Source organism: Mycobacterium sp., assembly GCF_046091765.1.
In the GTDB taxonomy this organism is placed as follows: domain Bacteria; phylum Actinomycetota; class Actinomycetes; order Mycobacteriales; family Mycobacteriaceae; genus Mycobacterium.
The window spans coordinates 17,554-30,642 of the sequence record NZ_JBJTCF010000061.1; the positions used below are offsets into that span (position 1 = coordinate 17,554).

Sequence of the window (13,089 nt, forward strand, 5' to 3'; positions counted from 1 at the left end):
CAGGGTAGTCCCGGTCGGCTACGGTCGTCAGATGGCCCGCACCCGCCGACTGTTCGCCGGTCTGACCCGCCGCGGTCCGCACAAGGTGCTGCGCGGGGACCTGGCGTTCGCCGGGATCCCCGGGGTCGTGCACACCCCGGCCACCGGGTTCCACCTGCCCGCGGTGGCCTTCGGGCACGACTGGCTGGCCGGGCCGGAGCGCTACGCGGGCACCCTCGCGCATCTGGCGAGCTGGGGAATCGTCGTCGCCGCACCGGCCACCGGGCGCGGCCCGGCGCCGTCGGTGCTGACGTTGCGCCACGACCTCAACGCCGCCCTCGATGTGGTGTCGGGGGTGCGTCTGGGTCGCGGGGACATCAGCGTGGCCCGCGACCGGCTCGCGCTGGCCGGGGTGGGGTTCGGCGCCGCCGCGGCGGTCCTGGCGGCGGCGTCTCGCCCCGCCGGCTCCGCGCCGGCCAAGGCGGTGGCGGTCGTGTTCCCGTCGGTCACCAAGCCCTCGGCCGAAGCCGCGGCGGCCACCCTCGGCAAGCCGGACGTCCGGGGGCTTGTGCTGGCCACCCCCGACGACGCGAAGTCGCTGCGCACCGACGCGCGCGAGATCGCCGGGGCCTGGCAGGGCTCGCTGCTGCGGGTCGTCGACCGGGCCGATGCGTCCGGTCTGGTTGAACGGCGCAACCTGCTGGGGCTGCTGGGCCTGCCGGCGCGAAGCTCCCGGGTCCAGAAGACGATTCGGGCGCTGCTGACCGGTTTTCTGCTGTGGGAGCTCACCGGCGACAAGACCTACCGCGAGTTCGCCGACCCCGACGCCGTGCTCCCCCGAACCAGTCTGCCCGACCCCGACGCTGCGCCGGTGACCGTCGAGGACCGCGTCGTGGCCCTGCTGCGCTGACATGCGCACCGGAATCTTCCTGGCGTACTCGGGCGGCTTCCGCGAAGCCGTCGACCATGTCGCCTCACTCGAACAGCAGGGCGTGGACATCGTTCTGGTGGCGGAGGCGTACTCGTTCGACGCGATCAGCCAGCTCGGCTATCTCGCCGCCCGAACCAGCCGGATCGAACTGGGGACCGGGGTGCTGCCCCTCTACACCCGCACCCCGACGCTGCTGGCGATGACCGCCGCCGGGCTGGACTACATCTCCGACGGCCGGTTCCGGCTGGGGATCGGAACGTCAGGTCCCCAGGTGATGGAGGGCTTCCACGGGATCCCGTTCGACGCGCCGCTGGGCCGGACCCGAGAGGTGGTGGAGATCTGCCGGCAGGTGTGGCGCCGCGAGCGGGTGACCCACCAGGGCCGGCACTACCAGATCCCGCTGCCACCGGATCGCGGCACCGGGTTGGGCAAGGCGCTGAAGATCATCAACACCCCGGTGCGCGAACGCATCCCGATCACGATCGCCGCCCTGGGCCCCAAGAACGTCGAGCTGACCGCCGAGATCGCGGAGGGCTGGCAGCCGGTGTTCTTCTTTCCCGAGAAAGCCGATCAGGTCTGGGGTGAGGCCCTGCGGGCCGGGAAGGCCAAGCGCGCGGACGCACTCGGTGAGCTCGACGTGATGGTCGGGGTGTCCCTGGCGATCGGCGAGCACGTCGAGGAGCGGCTGCAGTGGGCCAAGCCGCAGCTGGCGCTCTACATCGGCGGGATGGGCGCGCGCGGTCGCAACTTCTACCACAATGTGGCGACCCGCTACGGGTTCGGCGACGTCGCCGACCGGATTCAGGAGCTGTACCTGTCCGGTCGCAAGGACGAGGCCGTCGCGGCGGTGCCCGACGAACTGGTCCGCAATATCTCGCTGATCGGTCCGCCCGGATACGTCGCCGAGCGCATCGCGGCCTTCGCCGAGGCCGGGGTCACCACCCTGCTGGTCACTCCGGTGACCGCGGACGGCGCCGAGTACGTCAGCTTCGTCGAGCAGTTGCAGCGACTGCTGCCCTGACCGCGGCTCACGGCCCGGCCTGGGGCAGTTCGTCGGCGGCGATCGCACAGGGCGTCCGATCAGCGGCCGGCTCGGCAGACACCGGGGACCCGGCCGGTTCGGTAGCCGGTTTTGCAGCCGCTTCTGTAGCCGGTTCGGCCGACGGGGCAGGCCCGACAGGTTCGGCCGACGGTGCCGCAGCGGGTGCGGGGACCGGAGCGGCAGGTTGGCTGAGCGAGCGGGTGGCGGCGGCCTGCTTCGCGGCGGGCTCAGCGGGCTCCGGCTCAGCGGGCTCTGGTTCGACGGGCTCTGGTTCGGGGTCGTCGCCGAGCAGTTCGGCGATATGAGCGATCTGGGCGACCAGACCCCCCAGCGGGGCACCGATGTCGGGAACCGGCGGCAGTAACCCGGACAGGTCGGGCACGCCGGCCGGCCCGCCGGCGCCAGGCGGTGCGGGCGGCGCGGGGGGTGCCTGCGCTGCCGGCGGTGCGTCGGCGACCGGCGCTGCGGCGCGTGCGGGCTCGTGCCCGGCCAGCCGGGCGGCGGACTGTTCGTAGGCGGCCGCGACCGACTCGGTGGCGGTGCGCATCGCCGAGACCCACTCGGCACGGACGTCAGCATCCACGTAGGGCGCCACGTGCCGGCGCACGGCGTCGGCGGCGGATCCGTCGGCGGTCCCGCCGATCACCGCGGCGGCGTCGGCCAGCAGCCCGGAACCACCGTCGACCCGGCAGTCGATGCGCACCGCCGCATCAGCCTTGGCCGCCAGCAGGTGACCGAGCCGGTCGCGCAGCGCACCGAGCACCGCGCCCGCATCGCGCAACCCCGCCACGGCGGCGTCCGTCGCGGCGCAGTGCTGCGCGAGCCGTTCCACCGCGGCACCGCCCGCGGAACCCCGCCACGCCTCGGACAGCAGCGCGAGGGCCTCGCGCTGAGCGCGCAGCCCCTCCTCGGCGGCATCGGCGGCGCGGTGCAGCGCCGCGCTGTCGGCGTCGAGCGCCGCCAGGCTCAAGCCGTCCTCGGCGGCCCACATCTGCCGAACCGTATCCGCGCTCAGTCCCGCCGCTGCGACCCCCAGCGTGCGGCAGGCCGCCACATAGGTTTCGGTGTTGGCCGCGGCGGCCGCGCCTGACGCCAGCTGGGTCATCGAGCGCTCACCGCAGGGTCTCGGCGGACGACTGGTCGCAGTGCGAGTAGCGGTCCGCGCAGCCGCGCAGGGTGTGGGCGACATCCCGGCTCTCGGCGGCGGCGGCCACTGCGCCGGCGACCAGGCGGTCCACCGCGACGCGCAACGCCGCCCCCGCCTCGCGGTGGGACCGGCCGGCGAGCGCCGCATCGAAGTTCAGGCCGCGCACGTGCGGCCCCAGAGCGCCGCAGAGGATGTCGGCGGCGCTTTCCATCCGCTGTGCGGCCAAGCGCAACCCCGCGAGATCGGCGGTCATATCGGTGGTCATACCGGTTTTGACGCAGCCGTGCCGCCGGCGGTTCCCGAGTGGCGCTCAGCCCTGGGCGCTGACCGACCTCGCCACCCGGTGTGCCACCTGACGCGCGGTGGTCTCGTCGGACGCCTCCACCATGACGCGCACGATCTGCTCGGTGCCCGACGGGCGCAGCAGGATCCGGCCGGAATCGCCGAGTTCGGCCTCGGCTTCGGCGACCGCATGCCGCACCGCGGGGGCCTGGGCGGCAGTCGCCTTATCGCGCACCTCGACGTTGATGAGCACCTGCGGCATGGTGCGCATCGGCGCGGCCAGGCCGGCCAGCGGCGAACCGGTCTGTGCCATCCTGGACATCAGGCGCAGTCCGGTGACGATGCCGTCGCCGGTGGTTCCGAAGGCCGGCATCACGATATGGCCGGACTGTTCCCCGCCCAGCGCGTATCCGCCGGCGGACAGTTCTTCCAGGACGTAGCGGTCGCCGACTCCGGTGGTGCGCAGCGCGATACCCGCCTCCCGCATCGCCAGGTGCAGACCCAGGTTGCTCATCACCGTGGCCACCAGCGTGTTCGACGCCAACTCGCCGGCCGCCTGCATGGCCAGCGCGAGAACCATCATGATCGCGTCCCCGTCGACCACCCGGCCGGCGGCGTCAACCGCCAGGCACCGGTCGGCGTCGCCGTCGTGGGCCAGACCGAGATCCGCGCCGTGCGCGAGCACCGCGGCCTGCAGGGTGGCCAGGTGGGTCGAGCCGCAGTCGGCGTTGATGTTGAGCCCGTCCGGCTCGGCGTTGATCGTGATCACCCGCGCGCCGGCCGCGGAGTAGGCATGCGGCGCAGCGACCGACGCCGCGCCGTGGGCGCAGTCGACGACCACCGTCAGCCCGCTCAGACTGGCGGTGGCGGCTGCGGCGACGTGGGCGAGGTAGCGATCCAGCGCGTCGGCCGGGTGCAGCACGCGGCCGATGTCCGCGCCGACCGGGCGCGCGCCCGGACCCTGGGCCACCAGTTCCTCGATCCGGTGCTCGGTGTCGTCATCGAGCTTGTGACCGCCGGGGCCGAACACCTTGATGCCGTTGTCGGGCATCGGGTTGTGCGACGCGGAGATCATGACGCCGAAAGCTGCGCCGTAGGCGCCGGTCAGAAACGCCACCGCCGGGGTCGGAAGAATCCCGACCCGCAGCACGTCGACGCCTTCGCTGGCGATCCCGGCGACCACCGCGGCTTCCAGCATCTCCCCGCTGGCGCGCGGGTCGCGGCCGACAACGGCGGTGACCCGCCGCGACCGGCCGGGCGGGGCCAGGCGCCGGGCGGCTGCTGCCCCCAGTGCCAGGGCGAGTTCAGCGGTCAGGTCGCGGTTGGCGACCCCGCGCACGCCGTCGGTCCCGAACAGGCGGCCCATGCCTCAGCGCTTGCTGTACTGCGGCGCCTTGCGGGCCTTCTTCAGGCCGTACTTCTTGCGCTCGGTGGAGCGCGGGTCACGGGTGAGGAAGCCCGCCTTCTTCAGCGCGGGCCTGTCCTCGGGTTGCACCAGGATCAGCGCACGGGCGATCGCGAGGCGCAGGGCGCCCGCCTGACCGGACGGGCCACCGCCGTTGAGGTGGGCGTGGATGTCGAAACTGTCGACCCGGTCGACGGTGACCAGCGGTGCCTTGATCAGCTGCTGGTGCACCTTGTTGGGGAAGTAGGCCTCCAGCGTGCGGCCGTCCAGGTTGAACTGGCCGCTGCCGGGAACCAGTCGCACTCGCACGACGGCCTCCTTGCGCCGGCCGACCGTCTGGATCGGGCCCTCGAGGACGACCGGCTCGCGGTGAACGGCGGGTGCCGATTCGGCGGTCTCAGCGGACTCGGTAGCCGGGGCTGCCGGGGCTGCCGGAGTTTCGGGGGCTTCGGGGGCTTCAGAGACCTCGGGGATTTCGGGGTTCTCGGTCGACTCGGTCACTGCACCACCTGCTTGATCTCGTAGTTCACCGGCCGCTGGGCGGAGTGCGGATGATCGGGTCCCGCGTAGACCTTCAGCTTGCGCTGGATCTGCCGGGACAACCGGTTCTTGGGCAGCATGCCCACGATCGCCTTCTCGACGACCCGGTCGGGCTGCTTGCGCAGGAGCTCGCCGAGGGTGCGGGTCCGCAGACCGCCCGGATACCCCGAGTGCTGGTAGGACATCTTGCTGTTGAGCTTGTCGCCGCCGACGGCGATCTTGTCGGCGTTGACGATGATCACGAAATCGCCGACGTCGACGTTGGGCGTGAATGTCGGCTTGTGCTTGCCGCGCAGCAGGTTGGCCGCGGCGACGGCAAGCTGGCCGAGCACCACATCGGTGGCGTCGATGACGTACCACGAGCGGGTGGTGTCACCGGGCTTCGGCGTATAGGTGGGCCGGAATGACGGCCGGGAAGACGGCACAGCGCTGACCTCTCCTCTATCGGGGTGGATCCCGGGCGACCCGGGTGCCGGTCGGGCAACGTCGGCACGGGAATCCCGGCGACCGACACAGACCCGGAAAACCCGCCTACGCCGCATCGGCCCTGATCGGACCCACGGCGTACCACGCGCCAGCCTGACAGCCTACCTGCGGCGATCCATGCAGGTCAAAACGCCCGAGGCAGGCGGCCCCGGCGGGGCCGACACCTGTGCGGTCCCGACGGCTCTCCTCCGTCGGGACCGCACAAGCGTCGGAACACCTGGTTAGACGCTCACCCCCCTTGCTCGGTTCCGCCCAGTTCCCGGGCCGAACGTACCGCCTGGTCGCAGGCGGTGCGGATGCCGTCCTCGCCGCCCGGGCGGCTCTGGCACCCGACGCTGATCCGGGTGGAACCCTCCTGGAGCACCGACCAGCCGATCACCCGGGCGGGGCGCAGCTCCCGGTAGGTCACCGCGGCCCGGCCCGCGACGCTGGCCTGCGCGGTGAAATCCACGAAGACCCCGGGCGGCTGGTTGGCGATGGCCCGCCGCAGCGACTCGACGGTCTCGGCGAGGGTCACCTCGGGCGTGAAGGACTGGGTGATGTGCAGGGCGAGGGTGGGGTCGTCGGGAGAGGTCACCTGGACACGCCGGGAGCCCGGCCCGCCGGTGATCCGCTGCTCGGTCCAGCCGATTGGCACCTGCACGGCCACCCTGCCCTCGACGAGGGTGTTCACAGTGGAGCCCACCCTGGTGCTCACCGTGGTGCTCACGGTCCCGCCGGCACCGACCGGCGGGTCATGCGGCCGGGTCGGATTCCCGGACAGTCCTGCCGCCACGCCGACGGCGACGAGCAGGGCCGCGGCCAGTCCGGCCCGAACGCGGGGTCGATCCCGGCCGCCGCCGTGACCCGGCTGCGCACCGATGAGGCCGGTCGTGAGAGCGACGCGGTGCGCCGGCAGTCCGTTGTCGAGCACGGCATGGCGGATTGCGGTCGCTGCCGTGCTGTCGGCTCCGCGCGGAGCGTCGATCACGACCGTCCCCGTCCGGGAGCCCGGGTCGCCGGTGATCGCGTCCACGGCAGCATCCACGCCAGCATCGGTCAGCGCATCGGGGATGCGACGGAACACCGCGACGGCGCGAGCGCTGCGCACCGCCACGAACTCGGCGTCGACCTCCACGACGACAGCGGCATCGGTGCGGCCCTGCAGCCATTCCCCGCGCGCGGTCACCGCGACCCGTCGCGCCACCGCGGCGGCCGCGGCGCGGACCCGCTCGATCCGCTCCGGCGACCAGCGCGACGGGTGCACCACGACCACCGATCCGCGACGACCGCCGAGCACCGATCTGATGAGCGACCGCCAAAGGTCATCGACGCACACCGGCCGATCCCCCACGAGCACCACCGAGTCGTCGATCCCGGCGAGTGCGGATTCGGCGAGCGCGCCGTGGCGCCGCGCAGCATCGGGACGGCTCAACTCGCGGACCACCGCGGGACCGATCTCCAGGACGGCCGGAGTGGATCCGCCGAGGTGCACCGGCCCACGCTAGGCCGGTTCGGCTCGCCGCCGCGGCGCCGATACACAGCCTGGGGAGCGAAGCGATGGCACACTTTCCCCGTGCACTTCCGTCCCGTCGCGCTGGCCGCGCTGACCACTGCGCTGGCCGCCCTGTTCCCGCCCGTGGTGCCGCCGGCGGCCGCCGTCGCCTGCAACGACGTCGAGGTCGTCTTCGCCCGGGGAACCCGGGAACCGCCGGGGATCGGCACCGTCGGCGGGTCGTTCGTCGACGCCCTGCAGGCGCGCATCGGCAACCGCTCGATGGGCGTCTACGGGGTCAACTATCCGGCCAGCTACGACTTCCTCGCCGCCGCGGAAGGCGCCAACGATGCCAGCGCCTACATCCAGAGCGTGGTGAACACCTGCCCGAACACCCGCCTGGTGCTCGGGGGCTACTCGCAGGGGGCCGCGGTCATCGACGTCATCACCTCGGTGCCCTTCCCCGTCGTCGGCTTCACCAACCCGTTGCCGCCCGCCGTCGCCGATCGAGTCGCCGCCGTCGCGGTGTTCGGCAACCCCTCGTCGAAGATCGGCCTGCCGCTGACCTCGAGTCCGCTGTACGGCAGCAAGGCCATCGACCTGTGCAACCCGGGTGATCCGGTGTGCTCGGACGGCAACGACGTGCCCGCACACCGCAATTACGCCCCCGACGGATTGACCGGCCAGGCCGCCGCGTTCGTGGCCCGTCTGCTCTGAGCGGTGGTTTCCCAACCACGGCGGAGGTATGTGAGTATGGGCCGCATGCAGAGGGCGCGGGGGACGTCACCGTGGGCGCGGGCGGCGGCGGTCGCACTGTCCGTCACGGCCGTACCGCTGGCGTTGCTGCCCGTCCCGGCCGCACACGCCGCCGACTGCCCCGACGTCGAGTTCGTGTTCGCCCGCGGCACCAACGAGCCGCCCGGGCTGGGGCGCGTCGGACAGGCGCTGAGCAACCAGCTCGGAGCTCAGCTCGGGGGACGCACGCTCGGCGTGTACGCCGTGAACTACCCCGCGACGTACGACTTCCGCGCGGCAGCCGACGGCGCGTCCGATGCCACCAACCGCATCGCGGTCACCTCGCAGCGCTGCCCGTCGACGCGATTCGTCCTCGGCGGCTACTCGCAGGGGGCGGCCGTCATCGACATGCTGCTGGGAATCCCGCCGCTGGGCGAACGGGTCGGCGACGTCGGCTCGGCGCCCCCGCTGCCGGCCGGCTTGGCCGACCGGGTGGCCGCGGTGGCGGTGTTCGGCAACCCCGCGACGAAGTTCGGAAACCCGGTCACCGTGGCGGCACCGCCCTTCGTCGGCAAGGCGATCGACCTGTGCAACTCCGGTGACCCGATCTGCTCCCAGGGCCGCAATCCGTTCGCGCACACCAGCTACGAGAAGACGGATCTGGTCGGACGGGCTGCCGGCTTCATCTTCGGCCTGCTCTGAACGCCGAATTGGTAAGGCCGACTAGCTTTCAGCTACCATGAGGGCATGCGCAGTGCACCCCTGAGCAGAGCACTTGCCGTGGCGCTTGCCGCTGCAGCGACAGTGCTCGCGCCGGGTCCGGTAGCCGTCGCCGATCCATGCCCGGATGTCGAGGTGATCTTCGCTCGCGGCGCGAAGGAGCCCCCGGGTCCCGGTCAGATCGGCGACGCGTTCGTCAACTCGCTGCGGGCCAAGACCCCCAAGAGCGTCGGGTCCTATGCGGTCAACTACTCCGCCGACGTGGACTTCGTCCCCGGAGCCAACGACATGAGCGGGCGGATCCAGTACATGGCCGCCAACTGTCCCGACACCCGCCTGGTGCTGGGCGGCTACTCGCTGGGGGCAGCGGTCACCGACATCGTCCTGGCCGTCCCGTCGCCACTGCTGGGATTCGACAACCCGCTTCCCCTGGGCATGGATGATCACGTGGCGGCGATCGCTCTCTTCGGCAACGGCACCCAGAAGGTGTTCGGTCCGGTCGCCGAGATCAATCCGCTGTGGGGTCCCAAGACGATCGACCTGTGCACCGCCGATGACCCGCTGTGCAACGACAACCTGGATTCCCAGACCTGGCTGGACAACTGGCCGTCGCACTTCCAGGCCGCCTACATCGGCGGTGGTCTGGTCGACCAGGCCGCCGCGTTCGCCGCCGCCCGGGTCTAGCCCGTCTAGTCCAGCGTGCGCAGGTTCCGGGTCGTCGCCGCCCGGTTCCCCAGCTGCTCGTCGGGCGGGTAGTCGACGCCGATCAGCGTCAGGCCGCGGGCGGGCGCGGCGGCGAAGTCGCTGGACCGGGCATCAGCACCGAGCAGCCCCGCGCACCACTGCGCGGTGCGCCGGCCCTCCCCCACCATCAGCAGCGCGCCGACCAGTGAGCGCACCATGGACCAGCAGAAGGCGTCCGCGGTGACGTAACCGGTCAGCTGATCGCCGTCACGAACCCAGTCCAGGCGTTGCAAGTCACGGATGGTCGTCGCCCCGGGACGGTGCCGGCAGAACGCGGCAAAATCGTTGAGGCCCAACAGTTTCTGTGACGCGGAGACCATCGCGGCAACGTCGAGCGGCCGCGGCCACGGGGTGACGTAGCGGGCCAGGTGCGGTAGGGCACCGTAGGGGGCCAGCGCGAGCCGGTAGGCGTAGTGGCGGCGCAGCGCCGAGAACCGGGCGTCGAATCCCGGGGCGGCCCTGCTCACTGCGACGACGCGAACGTCTTCGGGGAGGAACTTGGCCAACCGGCGCACCAGGGCCTCGAACTCCGGCGCGTCGGGATCGGGATGCCGCGGATCGGCGTTCCGCAGTGCCTGCGAGGGTATGTCGACGTGCGCGACCTGACCCCAGGCGTGCACACCACTGTCGGTTCGCCCCGCGGCGAGCAGTCGCACCGGAACCCGGAAGATCGTGGACAGCGCATCGCCCAGCACGCCGGCCACGGTGCGGTGGTCGTCCTGGAGCGCCCAGCCGGTGAAATCCGTTCCGTCGTAGGCGATATCGAGGCGAAGGCGAACCGTCTCCGCAGCAGCCTGCGACGCGTCAGGACTTGTCGGGTTCAGCCTGCTCCTCTTCGGCCTGCTCTTGCTTTTCGGCCTGCTCTTCGGCCTGCTCTTGAGCGTGTTCCTGGGCGGCCTCCGCCGTCTGGGCATCGGCGAGTGCCGAGTCCTCCGCCTCGAGCTCCTCCAGCACGGTCTCCTCCGCGGCGGCCGCGGGCTTCTCGGCCTTCGGCGCAGCAGCCCGCTTGGCCCGCTTGGCGACCCGGGTTGCCTCGGCGGTCACCGTCTTCTCGCGCACCAGCTCGATCACGGCCATCGGGGCGTTGTCCCCCTTGCGGGCCTCGAGCTTGATGATGCGTGTGTAGCCGCCGTCGCGGTCGGCGAAGAACGGTCCGATCTCGGCGAAGAGAACATGGACGATGTCCTTGTCGCGGATCTTCTTCATCACCTCGCGGCGATTGTGCAGGGTGCCCTTCTTGGCATGCGTGATGAGCTTCTCGGCATAGGGCCGCAGGGCGCGGGCCTTGGGCTCGGTGGTCTTGATCCGGCCGTGCTCGAACAGCGACGTGGCCAGGTTGGCCAGAATCGCCTTCTGATGTGAGGACGACCCGCCGAGGCGAGGGCCCTTGGTGGGCTTGGGCATGGGTATCTCCTAGCGCTCCGGGTAAGGGATCAGAGCTGTTCGGTCTCGGCGTAGTCCTGATCGGCGTCAAGGTCGTAACCGTTGTCGGCGCTCCAGGTACCCGTTGCCACGTCGTAGCCGCTGATCTGGGACGGGTCGAAGCTCGCGGGGCTGTCCTTCAGCGCCAGGCCCAGCTGATGCAGCTTGATCTTGACCTCGTCGATCGACTTCTGACCGAAGTTGCGGATGTCCAGCAGGTCGGACTCGGTGCGGGCGACCAGTTCACCGACGGTGTGCACACCCTCGCGCTTGAGGCAGTTGTAGGACCGCACGGTCAGGTCGAGGTCGTCGATCGGCAGGGCGAACGCCGCGATGTGATCGGCCTCGGCCGGCGAGGGACCGATCTCGATGCCCTCGGCGTCGACGTTGAGTTCGCGCGCGAGGCCGAACAGCTCGACCAGCGTCTTGCCCGCAGAGGCCAGCGCATCGCGCGGGCTGATGGAGTTCTTGGTCTCCACGTCGAGGATCAGCTTGTCGAAGTCGGTGCGCTGCTCAACACGCGTCGCCTCGACCTTGTAGGTCACCTTGAGCACCGGCGAGTAGATCGAGTCGACCGGGATGCGTCCGATCTCCGCGCCGGAAGCCTTGTTCTGGACCGCGGGCACATAGCCGCGGCCGCGCTCGACGACGAGCTCGATCTCCAGCTTGCCCTTGTCGTTGAGGGTGGCAATGTGCATTTCCGGGTTGTGCACGGTGACCCCAGCCGGGGGCACGATGTCGCCGGCCGTCACCGCACCCGGACCCTGCTTGCGCAGGTACATGGTCACCGGCTCGTCCTCGTCGGAGGAGACGACCAGCCCCTTCAGGTTGAGGATGATGTCGGTCACGTCCTCTTTGACGCCGGGGACGGTGGTGAATTCGTGCAGCACCCCGTCGATGCGGATGCTCGTCACGGCCGCGCCGGGGATCGACGACAGCAGCGTACGGCGCAGCGAGTTACCGAGGGTGTAACCGAATCCCGGCTCCAGGGGCTCGATGATGAACTGCGAGCGATTTTCGGCGATGACGTCTTCGGACAGTGTCGGTCGCTGGGAAATCAGCATCTTCTTCTCTATCTCCTTCTGGGCACCCGCTATTTGATGCCGTCGGGGTTTTAAACGGAGGCGTTACTTCGAGTAGAACTCGACGATGAGCTGCTCGGTGAGCGGCACATCGATCTGGGCGCGCTCGGGCAACTGGTGGACCAGGATTCGCTGCCGCTCGCCGACCACCTGCAGCCACGCCGGGATCGGCCGGTCCCCCGCGGTCTCCCGCGAGATCTGGAACGGCACGGTGTTGATCGAGCGGTCCTTGACGTCGATGATGTCGTACTGCGACACCCGGTAGCTGGGCACGTCGACCTTCACGCCGTTGACGGTGAAGTGACCGTGGCTGACCAGCTGCCGGGCCATCCGGCGGGTGCGGGCCAGACCGGAGCGGTAGACGACGTTGTCCAGCCGGCTCTCCAGGATGCGCAGCAGGTTCTCGCCGGTCTTGCCGGACTGACGGTTGGCTTCCTCGTAGTAGCGGCGGAACTGCTTCTCCATCACCCCATAGGTGAACCGCGCCTTCTGCTTCTCCTGCAGCTGCGTGCGGTACTCGCTCTCCTTGATCCGCGCGCGGCCGTGCTGGCCGGGCGGATAGGGGCGCTTCTCGAAGGACTGGTCACCGCCGACGAGGTCGACACCCAGTCGACGCGACTTGCGCGTGGAAGGTCCGGTGTAACGAGCCATCTGTCGATTCCCTCCTAGACCCGACGCCGTTTGGGCGGACGGCAGCCGTTGTGCGGCTGCGGGGTGACGTCGGAAATCGCGCCCACCTCGAGGCCGGCGGCCTGCAGCGAGCGGATCGCGGTCTCCCGGCCCGAGCCCGGGCCCTTGACGAACACGTCGACCTTCTTGACACCGTGTTCCTGGGCCTTGCGGGCGGCGTTCTCCGCGGCCAGCTGCGCGGCGAACGGCGTCGACTTGCGGGAGCCCTTGAAGCCGACGTGCCCCGACGACGCCCAGGCGATGACGTTGCCCTGGGGGTCGGTGATCGTCACGATCGTGTTGTTGAACGTGCTCTTGATGTGCGCCGCGCCGTGCGGGACGTTCTTCTTCTCCCGGCGACGGGCCTTCTGGGTCTTCTTGGCGCCGGCCGCCTGACCCGACTTCTTCGCTGGTGGCTTTGTTGGTGGCAT

16 protein-coding genes are annotated in these 13,089 nt (G+C 70.8%); 5 read left to right on the forward strand and 11 right to left on the reverse strand.

The window, feature by feature from the left end:
- Window positions 1–31 precede the first annotated feature (31 nt).
- Complete coding sequence (locus tag ACKOB8_RS06495) at window positions 32–889, forward strand: hypothetical protein (protein ID WP_526376399.1); 858 nt, start codon at window positions 32–34, stop codon at window positions 887–889.
- Between the two features lies 1 nt (window position 890).
- The gene (locus ACKOB8_RS06500; RefSeq protein WP_526376400.1) at window positions 891–1,931 is read left to right on the forward strand and encodes an LLM class F420-dependent oxidoreductase; all 1,041 of its coding nucleotides are present in this window, start codon (window positions 891–893) and stop codon (window positions 1,929–1,931) included.
- A gap of 7 nt (window positions 1,932–1,938) precedes the next feature.
- On the opposite strand, the gene ACKOB8_RS06505 is transcribed toward ACKOB8_RS06500, so the two are convergent.
- The 6 genes from ACKOB8_RS06505 to ACKOB8_RS06530 form a co-directional block, all read right to left on the reverse strand.
- On the reverse strand, window positions 1,939–3,057 hold the full coding sequence (locus ACKOB8_RS06505; RefSeq protein ID WP_526376401.1) for a hypothetical protein: 1,119 nt from the start codon (window positions 3,055–3,057) through the stop codon (window positions 1,939–1,941).
- A 7-nt stretch (window positions 3,058–3,064) separates the two neighbouring features.
- A complete protein-coding gene (locus ACKOB8_RS06510; RefSeq protein ID WP_526376402.1) occupies window positions 3,065–3,352 on the reverse strand; it encodes a type VII secretion target in 288 nt (95 codons plus the stop codon).
- Between the two features lie 57 nt (window positions 3,353–3,409).
- Window positions 3,410–4,747, reverse strand: a complete 1,338-nt coding sequence (glmM, locus tag ACKOB8_RS06515) for a phosphoglucosamine mutase (RefSeq protein WP_526376403.1) — start codon at window positions 4,745–4,747, stop codon at window positions 3,410–3,412.
- 3 nt (window positions 4,748–4,750) lie between these two features.
- Entirely contained in the window at window positions 4,751–5,260 is a 510-nt protein-coding gene (gene rpsI, locus ACKOB8_RS06520; RefSeq protein WP_526376470.1) for a 30S ribosomal protein S9, read from the reverse strand.
- Between the two features lie 23 nt (window positions 5,261–5,283).
- A complete protein-coding gene (gene rplM, locus ACKOB8_RS06525) occupies window positions 5,284–5,751 on the reverse strand; it encodes a 50S ribosomal protein L13 (RefSeq protein ID WP_526376404.1) in 468 nt (155 codons plus the stop codon).
- Window positions 5,752–6,041: 290 nt separating this feature from the next.
- Window positions 6,042–7,286 carry a type VII secretion-associated protein gene (locus tag ACKOB8_RS06530; protein ID WP_526376405.1) on the reverse strand — a complete coding sequence of 415 codons (1,245 nt, stop codon included), beginning with the start codon at window positions 7,284–7,286 and terminating at the stop codon, window positions 6,042–6,044.
- Window positions 7,287–7,367: 81 nt separating this feature from the next.
- Here ACKOB8_RS06530 and ACKOB8_RS06535 point away from each other — a divergent pair, with 81 nt between their 5' ends.
- The 3 genes from ACKOB8_RS06535 to ACKOB8_RS06545 are packed head-to-tail and all read left to right on the forward strand — an operon-like array spanning window position 7,368 to window position 9,425.
- Window positions 7,368–8,003, forward strand: coding sequence for a cutinase family protein (locus ACKOB8_RS06535; RefSeq protein ID WP_526376406.1), 636 nt, complete (start codon window positions 7,368–7,370; stop codon window positions 8,001–8,003).
- A 45-nt stretch (window positions 8,004–8,048) separates the two neighbouring features.
- A complete protein-coding gene (locus ACKOB8_RS06540) occupies window positions 8,049–8,723 on the forward strand; it encodes a cutinase family protein (protein WP_526376407.1) in 675 nt (224 codons plus the stop codon).
- 45 nt (window positions 8,724–8,768) lie between these two features.
- On the forward strand, window positions 8,769–9,425 hold the full coding sequence (locus ACKOB8_RS06545) for a cutinase family protein (protein ID WP_526376408.1): 657 nt from the start codon (window positions 8,769–8,771) through the stop codon (window positions 9,423–9,425).
- 5 nt (window positions 9,426–9,430) lie between these two features.
- Here ACKOB8_RS06545 and truA read toward each other — a convergent pair whose 3' ends face one another.
- The 5 genes from truA to rpsK all read right to left on the reverse strand — a co-directional run bounded on the left by truA (window position 9,431) and on the right by rpsK (window position 13,089).
- Entirely contained in the window at window positions 9,431–10,399 is a 969-nt protein-coding gene (truA, locus tag ACKOB8_RS06550; protein WP_526376409.1) for a tRNA pseudouridine(38-40) synthase TruA, read from the reverse strand.
- Window positions 10,290–10,889 carry a 50S ribosomal protein L17 gene (rplQ, locus tag ACKOB8_RS06555; RefSeq protein ID WP_526376410.1) on the reverse strand — a complete coding sequence of 200 codons (600 nt, stop codon included), beginning with the start codon at window positions 10,887–10,889 and terminating at the stop codon, window positions 10,290–10,292. The genes truA and rplQ overlap by 110 nt, the downstream gene beginning before the upstream one ends.
- A 29-nt stretch (window positions 10,890–10,918) precedes the next feature.
- Window positions 10,919–11,971 carry a DNA-directed RNA polymerase subunit alpha gene (locus tag ACKOB8_RS06560; protein WP_526376411.1) on the reverse strand — a complete coding sequence of 351 codons (1,053 nt, stop codon included), beginning with the start codon at window positions 11,969–11,971 and terminating at the stop codon, window positions 10,919–10,921.
- Between the two features lie 63 nt (window positions 11,972–12,034).
- Window positions 12,035–12,640 (reverse strand): 30S ribosomal protein S4, encoded by a 606-nt coding sequence (gene rpsD / locus ACKOB8_RS06565; protein ID WP_526376412.1) that lies wholly within the window; start codon window positions 12,638–12,640, stop codon window positions 12,035–12,037.
- 14 nt (window positions 12,641–12,654) lie between these two features.
- Window positions 12,655–13,089 carry a 30S ribosomal protein S11 gene (gene rpsK, locus ACKOB8_RS06570; RefSeq protein ID WP_526376413.1) on the reverse strand — a complete coding sequence of 145 codons (435 nt, stop codon included), beginning with the start codon at window positions 13,087–13,089 and terminating at the stop codon, window positions 12,655–12,657.

Excerpts from the sequence above, each read along its gene's own strand:
- ACKOB8_RS06495 (WP_526376399.1), top strand. The coding sequence starts at position 32 with ATGGCCCGCACCCGCCGACTGTTCGCCGGTCTGACCCGCCGCGGTCCG.
- ACKOB8_RS06500 (WP_526376400.1), top strand. The coding sequence starts at position 891 with ATGCGCACCGGAATCTTCCTGGCGTACTCGGGCGGCTTCCGCGAAGCC.
- ACKOB8_RS06505 (WP_526376401.1), bottom strand. The coding sequence starts at position 3,057 with ATGACCCAGCTGGCGTCAGGCGCGGCCGCCGCGGCCAACACCGAAACC.
- ACKOB8_RS06510 (WP_526376402.1), bottom strand. The coding sequence starts at position 3,352 with ATGACCGCCGATCTCGCGGGGTTGCGCTTGGCCGCACAGCGGATGGAA.
- glmM (WP_526376403.1), bottom strand. The coding sequence starts at position 4,747 with ATGGGCCGCCTGTTCGGGACCGACGGCGTGCGCGGGGTCGCCAACCGC.
- ACKOB8_RS06540 (WP_526376407.1), top strand. The coding sequence starts at position 8,049 with ATGCAGAGGGCGCGGGGGACGTCACCGTGGGCGCGGGCGGCGGCGGTC.
- ACKOB8_RS06545 (WP_526376408.1), top strand. The coding sequence starts at position 8,769 with ATGCGCAGTGCACCCCTGAGCAGAGCACTTGCCGTGGCGCTTGCCGCT.
- truA (WP_526376409.1), bottom strand. The coding sequence starts at position 10,399 with ATGCCCAGACGGCGGAGGCCGCCCAGGAACACGCTCAAGAGCAGGCCG.
- rplQ (WP_526376410.1), bottom strand. The coding sequence starts at position 10,889 with ATGCCCAAGCCCACCAAGGGCCCTCGCCTCGGCGGGTCGTCCTCACAT.
- ACKOB8_RS06560 (WP_526376411.1), bottom strand. The coding sequence starts at position 11,971 with ATGCTGATTTCCCAGCGACCGACACTGTCCGAAGACGTCATCGCCGAA.
- rpsD (WP_526376412.1), bottom strand. The coding sequence starts at position 12,640 with ATGGCTCGTTACACCGGACCTTCCACGCGCAAGTCGCGTCGACTGGGT.
- rpsK (WP_526376413.1), bottom strand. The coding sequence starts at position 13,089 with ATGCCACCAACAAAGCCACCAGCGAAGAAGTCGGGTCAGGCGGCCGGC.